Annotated in this window: 6 protein-coding genes; 3 read left to right on the top strand and 3 right to left on the bottom strand. The window is 60.4% G+C overall.

The features are described 5' to 3' along the window. Both ilvD and irrA read right to left on the bottom strand, forming a co-directional pair. Window positions 1–1,146 (bottom strand): dihydroxy-acid dehydratase (gene ilvD, locus ABJN75_RS08420; protein WP_348438663.1); only part of this gene is annotated, 1,146 nt, incomplete at its 3' end. Between the two features lie 200 nt (window positions 1,147–1,346). Beyond that, a complete protein-coding gene (irrA, locus tag ABJN75_RS08415) occupies window positions 1,347–1,778 on the bottom strand; it encodes an iron response transcriptional regulator IrrA (RefSeq protein ID WP_348438661.1) in 432 nt (143 codons plus the stop codon). A gap of 239 nt (window positions 1,779–2,017) precedes the next feature. Here irrA and fabA point away from each other — a divergent pair, with 239 nt between their 5' ends. The 3 genes from fabA (at window position 2,018) to fabI (ending at window position 4,674) form a co-directional block, all read left to right on the top strand. Further along, complete coding sequence (gene fabA, locus ABJN75_RS08410; RefSeq protein ID WP_348438659.1) at window positions 2,018–2,533, top strand: 3-hydroxyacyl-[acyl-carrier-protein] dehydratase FabA; 516 nt, start codon at window positions 2,018–2,020, stop codon at window positions 2,531–2,533. Window positions 2,534–2,605: 72 nt separating this feature from the next. After that, window positions 2,606–3,829, top strand: coding sequence for a beta-ketoacyl-ACP synthase I (gene fabB, locus ABJN75_RS08405; RefSeq protein WP_348438657.1), 1,224 nt, complete (start codon window positions 2,606–2,608; stop codon window positions 3,827–3,829). 35 nt (window positions 3,830–3,864) lie between these two features. Then, on the top strand, window positions 3,865–4,674 hold the full coding sequence (gene fabI, locus ABJN75_RS08400; RefSeq protein WP_348438655.1) for an enoyl-ACP reductase FabI: 810 nt from the start codon (window positions 3,865–3,867) through the stop codon (window positions 4,672–4,674). Window positions 4,675–4,760: 86 nt separating this feature from the next. On the opposite strand, the gene ABJN75_RS08395 is transcribed toward fabI, so the two are convergent. After that, the gene (locus ABJN75_RS08395; protein ID WP_348438653.1) at window positions 4,761–5,426 is read right to left on the bottom strand and encodes an FAD-binding oxidoreductase; all 666 of its coding nucleotides are present in this window, start codon (window positions 5,424–5,426) and stop codon (window positions 4,761–4,763) included. Window positions 5,427–5,714 lie beyond the last annotated feature (288 nt).

Raw genomic sequence — 5,714 nt, 5'->3', positions numbered from 1 at the left:
TGCTGCGCGGTAGAATTCATGTACCGCTTCATCAGTCGACTGCACCACATCCCATTTTTTCAGCGCATCCTCGAGGGTCTTTTCGTGGATGGTGCTGACAGATGTGTCGAGCAGGCCTGCCCGGTTCAATTCGCCCAGAATGGCCATGATGCCGCCAGCGCGGTGAATGTCTTCCATATGCACGTCGGCCTTGGCGGGTGCGACCTTGCACAGTACCGGAACGCCGCGCGACAGCCGGTCGATGTCGGCCATGGTGAACTCCACCTCGCCCTCATGGGCAATCGCCAGCAAATGCAGCACCGTGTTGGTCGACCCGCCCATGGCGATGTCGAGCGTCATGGCGTTCTCGAAGGCTGCGAAGGAGGCAATCGAGCGTGGCAGCACGCTGGTGTCGTCGTCTTCATAATATTGCTTGGCCAGTCCGACGACCCTGCGTCCGGCTTCGCGAAACAACCGCTCGCGATCGAAATGGGTGGCCAGCGTCGAGCCGTTGCCCGGCAGCGCCAGACCCATCGCCTCGGCGAGGCAATTCATCGAATTGGCGGTGAACATGCCCGAGCAGGAGCCGCAGGTAGGACAAGCGGCACGCTCGATCGAGGCCACGTCGGCATCGCTGATATTGTCATCGGCGGCGGCAACCATGGCGTCGACCAGATCCAGCGCCTTCTCTGTGCCGTCCTCGAGAATGACCTTGCCGGCCTCCATCGGGCCGCCGGAGACGAAGACCACCGGAATGTTGAGCCGCATCGCCGCCATCAGCATGCCGGGCGTGATCTTGTCGCAGTTGGAAATGCAGACCATCGCATCGGCGCAGTGGGCATTGACCATGTACTCGACCGAATCGGCGATCAATTCGCGCGAAGGCAGCGAATAAAGCATGCCGTCATGGCCCATGGCGATGCCGTCATCGACAGCGATGGTGTTGAATTCCTTGGCGATGCCGCCTGCCTTTTCGATCTCGCCGGCGACCAGTTGGCCCAGATCCTTGAGATGCACGTGGCCGGGGACGAACTGGGTGAAGGAATTGACCACCGCGATGATCGGCTTGCCGAAATCGGCATCCTTCATGCCCGTCGCGCGCCAGAGACCACGGGCGCCCGCCATGTTACGGCCATGGGTGGAAGTTCTCGAACGATAAGGCGGCATGTGATCTCCTCTCCGGGCTCCCGGGATCAGCGGCGGATATGCGCGACTGCTCCGGGGACATAAAACTGTGCTCAAGCCAATAGTCGGAAATCAATGGCATTTCCAGAGCGATCTGTGTGAAGTTCGCGACAGGCCGGTTCGCCCGAATGCGAATGGCGCGCAGGTTGTGCCACGCCGCCTCGCAATGGGCGGACTGCAGTTCAGCTCTTGGGCCGGACCCGGATCACCACGTCGACATAGGTGATTTCCATGCCTTCCGGCGCCTCGGGCAGATTGTTGACCGAAATATCGCCAACAGGAATGTCGACCACCTCGTTGCGGCCTTCGACGAGGAAATGATGGTGGTCAGAGACATTGGTGTCAAAATAGGTCTTGGCCGTTTCCAGCGAAAGAACCCTGAGCAGACCGGCTTCGGTGAACTGGTGCAGGGTGTTGTAAACGGTGGCCAGCGAACAGGAACAGCCGATGCAACCGGCTTCCTCGTGCAGCTCTTCCGCCGTCAGATGACGGTCACCCTTGGCAAACAGCAGATCCGCCAAGGCGACACGCTGACGCGTCGGGCGGAGTCCTGCTTGACGCAGGCGCGCGGCCGAATCGCGGTCACTGGGTTTTGATCTCTGCGCAATATCCATATTGATACACGTCCAAACGTTGGATTTCGTTTCATTCATATAACTTTTGTGGGCATGGCTTTCAATAGACCCCTCGGACAGCACTTTCCGTAACGTCGCCTCTTTCACTCGCTGGCCTCATCCGGTATTCGGAGATGCCGCGCGGGCCGGTTTCGCGGAGGTGCGGGGCTGTGCTAGCGTGCACAGCGACAATAATGGAAGCCGCGCGGAGAGACGGCGAAACGGGAGACGCATTTTTCATGGTCGACAGGCAATCGAGCTACACATACGAAGAAATCCTGACCTGCGCGGAAGGCGATCTTTTCGGACCCGGCAATGCGCAGCTGCCTTTGCCGCCCATGCTGATGGTGCACCGGATCACAGATATTTCGGAAACCGGCGGCGAATTCGACAAGGGCTATCTGCGTGCCGAATTCGACATCACGCCGGATCTCTGGTTTTTCCCCTGCCATTTCAAGGGCAACCCGGTGATGCCGGGCTGCCTTGGTCTTGACGGTATGTGGCAGCTGACCGGATTTTATCTCGGCTGGCTTGGCGAGCAGGGCCGCGGCATGGCGCTGTCGACCGGCGAGGTGAAATTCAAGGGCATGGTGACGCCTGACGTCAAACTGCTCGAATACGGCATCGACTTCAAACGCGTCATGCGCGGCCGGCTGGTGCTCGGCATCGCCAATGGCTGGCTCAAGGCAGATGGGGAAACCATCTACAACGCCACGGATTTGAAAGTCGGCCTTGCCAAGGACAAAAACGCCTGACACATCCCGATCCCGGTTACCCGAAGCGGGAGCCGGGACAGATCAGGACCCTCCACTCGAAAGGGCAGACATATGAGACGAGTCGTTGTGACGGGAATGGGGATCGTATCCTCGATCGGCAATACCGCGAGCGAAGTGACCGAATCACTCCGCGACGCCAGATCCGGCATCAGCTTCAGCCAGGATTTCGCCGACCACGGTTTCCGCAGCCAGGTCTGGGGCGCACCGACGCTGGACCCGACCGATATGGTCGACCGCCGCGCCATGCGCTTCCTGTCGCGTGGCGGCGCCTGGAACCATGTCGCCATGAAACAGGCGATCGAGGATGCCGGCCTTGAAGAGGCCGAAATCAGCCATGAGCGCACCGGCATCGTGATGGGATCGGGCGGACCTTCGACGCGCACGCTGATCGACGCCGCCGATATCACCCGCAAGAACGGCAGCCCGAAACGGATTGGCCCGTTCGCGGTGCCCAAGGCGATGTCCTCGACCGCTTCGGCGACGCTGGCGACCTGGTTCAAGATCCACGGCGTCAATTACTCGATCTCGTCGGCCTGCTCGACCTCGGCGCATTGCATCGGCAACGCCGCCGAACTGATCCAGTGGGGCAAGCAGGACATGGTGTTCGCCGGCGGCCACGAGGATCTCGACTGGTCGATGTCCAACCTGTTCGACGCGATGGGCGCAATGAGCTCGAAATACAACGAGACCAGCCCGGAGACCGCATCCCGCGCCTATGACATCACCCGCGACGGCTTTGTCATTGCCGGCGGCGCCGGTGTGCTGGTGCTCGAAGAACTCGAACATGCCAAGGCGCGCGGCGCCAAGATCTATGGCGAGCTGACCGGCTATGGTGCGACGTCCGACGGCTACGACATGGTGGCACCCTCGGGCGAAGGTGCCATCCGCTGCATGCGCCAGGCGCTTTCGACGGTCGAAGGCCGGGTCGACTACATCAACACCCACGGCACCTCGACGCCGGTGGGCGACTCCAAGGAAATCGGCGCGATTCGCGAAGTTTTCGGTACCGATATGCCGCATGTGCAGTCGACCAAATCGCTGACCGGGCATTCGCTGGGCGCAACCGGCGTGCAGGAGGCGATTTATTCGCTGTTGATGATGAAGGAGAGTTTCATCGGCGAAAGCGCGCATATCACCGAACTGGATCCCGAATTCGACGGGGTGCCGATCGTGCGCGCGCGCATCGACAACGCACAGATCGACACCGTGTTGTCGAACTCGTTCGGTTTTGGCGGCACCAATGCGACGCTGGTCTTCCAGCGGCATGACCGTTGAGCGGCCCGGACGTGAGTGACGCGAGGGGAAACGGCATGGACAGGATCATGAAAGGCAAGCGCGGGCTGATCATGGGGGTCGCCAATGACCACTCGATCGCCTGGGGCATTGCCACACAGCTGGCCGAGGCCGGCGCCGAACTGGCGTTCACCTATCAGGGCGAAGGTTTTGGCCGCCGGGTCAGGCCGCTGGCCGAGAAGCTCGGCTCCAGGCTGGTGCTGCCTTGCGATGTCGAGGATATCGCAACGGTTGACGCGGTGTTCGAGACGCTGAAGGCCGAATGGGGCACGATCGATTTCATCGTCCACGCCATCGGATTCTCCGACCGCAACGAGCTCAAGGGCCGCTATGCGGATGTCACCACGCGGGCGAACTTCTCCCGCACCATGGTGATCTCGGCCTATTCCTTCACCGAAGTGGCGCAGCGCGCGGCACCGCTGATGACGGCGGGCGGTTCGATCCTGACACTGACCTATGGCGGCTCGATGCGGGTGATGCCAAATTACAACGTGATGGGCATCGCCAAGGCAGCACTTGAAGCAATGGTGCGCTATCTGGCCGCCGATTACGGCCCGGACGGCATCCGTGTCAATGCAATTTCGGCAGGCCCGGTGCGCACGCTCGCAGGCGCGGGCATCGGCGACGCGCGCGCCATGTTCAATTACCAGAAGAAGAACGCGCCGCTCAGACGCACCGTCGATATTGGCGATGTCGGCAAATCGGCGCTCTATCTGCTCTCGGACCTGTCCTCAGGCGTCACCGGCGAGATCCACTATGTGGATTCAGGCTTCAACATCACCTCAATGCCGGTTGTCTCGGAGCTGAACAAGACGGACGAGGGATAGCGTGGGCTGAGGCTCAAGGCTTGCTGGGAATTGAAGCCTCGGGCCGGATGGTCCGGGGCTTTTTCGTGAATAACGCTCATCCGTGCCTATTGCTCGAATATCAGCGCTTCGGGATCGGCGCCGAGATCCTTCAGCGCACTGTTGATGCTTTCGACCATTCCGTCGGGACCGCAGACACAGAACTGCTGCGAGGTGTTGCCTATCAGTCGCTGAAGCATCGGCTTGTCGATACGGCCATACTCGAAACCGTCCTTGTTCTCGCCGGAGAGCACATAGACCGTCTCCAGCCCCTCCATGGCGTCGAACTCCTGCCTTAGGATGATGTCGGCTTCGCGCTTGTTGGCGAAGATCAACCTGTGGCCCGACAGTTCGCCGCGCTCTCTGAGCATGCGCAGGATGGCGATGAACGGGGTGACACCGGCACCGCCGGCAAAGAAGGTGCCCTTGCCCTTGTATTCAATGGTTCCCCAGGGATCGCCAATGAAAAAACGGTCACCGACACCGAGGTTGCCGATCTGCTCGGTCAGACCGTCATGGGATGGATAGATCTTGATGGTGAACTGCAAATGGTCCCATTCAGGCAACGCCGTGAAGGTGAAGGGATTGTCCGCATCGCGCCAACCGTCCCGATCAATCCCCACCTCGACCGCCTGCCCCGGCGTGAACGCAAACCCTTGCGCCTTCTCGAAGGTGAACTGGCGGACGTCGTGGGTGATGTTCTCGATTTCGGTAATAGCAAGCTTATGAGCCATGGGTGTGCTCCCTGTTGGTGTTGCAGGAGCAATGCGCAAGGGCAGAGGATTGTTCCGGGGACTGGGCGGAAGGGAACACAGGGTCGGCCCCAGAAACAAAAAGCCCCCGGATTTTGAAATGACCCCCGAAAGTTGGACATCAACTTTGGGGGTTTGCATGTCCAAATACAGCACGTCTTTCAAGCAGTCGGTGGTGTTGGCGTATGAAGAGGGTTCAGACGGCTTCCGCCGAATCGCAGCTCGGTTTGGAATAGATCATTCGACCGTGGAAAAATGGGTTGCGATCCA

It is taken from the genome of Hoeflea sp., from assembly GCF_039975035.1.
Classification (GTDB): Bacteria; Pseudomonadota; Alphaproteobacteria; order Rhizobiales; family Rhizobiaceae; genus Hoeflea.
This window is presented reverse-complemented; position numbering and strand designations above follow the sequence as displayed.

Bases quoted from the DNA above. Each gene is read 5' to 3' on its own strand.
- irrA (WP_348438661.1), bottom strand. From the start codon at position 1,778: ATGGATATTGCGCAGAGATCAAAACCCAGTGACCGCGATTCGGCCGCG.
- fabA (WP_348438659.1), top strand. From the start codon at position 2,018: ATGGTCGACAGGCAATCGAGCTACACATACGAAGAAATCCTGACCTGC.
- fabB (WP_348438657.1), top strand. From the start codon at position 2,606: ATGAGACGAGTCGTTGTGACGGGAATGGGGATCGTATCCTCGATCGGC.
- fabI (WP_348438655.1), top strand. From the start codon at position 3,865: ATGGACAGGATCATGAAAGGCAAGCGCGGGCTGATCATGGGGGTCGCC.
- ABJN75_RS08395 (WP_348438653.1), bottom strand. From the start codon at position 5,426: ATGGCTCATAAGCTTGCTATTACCGAAATCGAGAACATCACCCACGAC.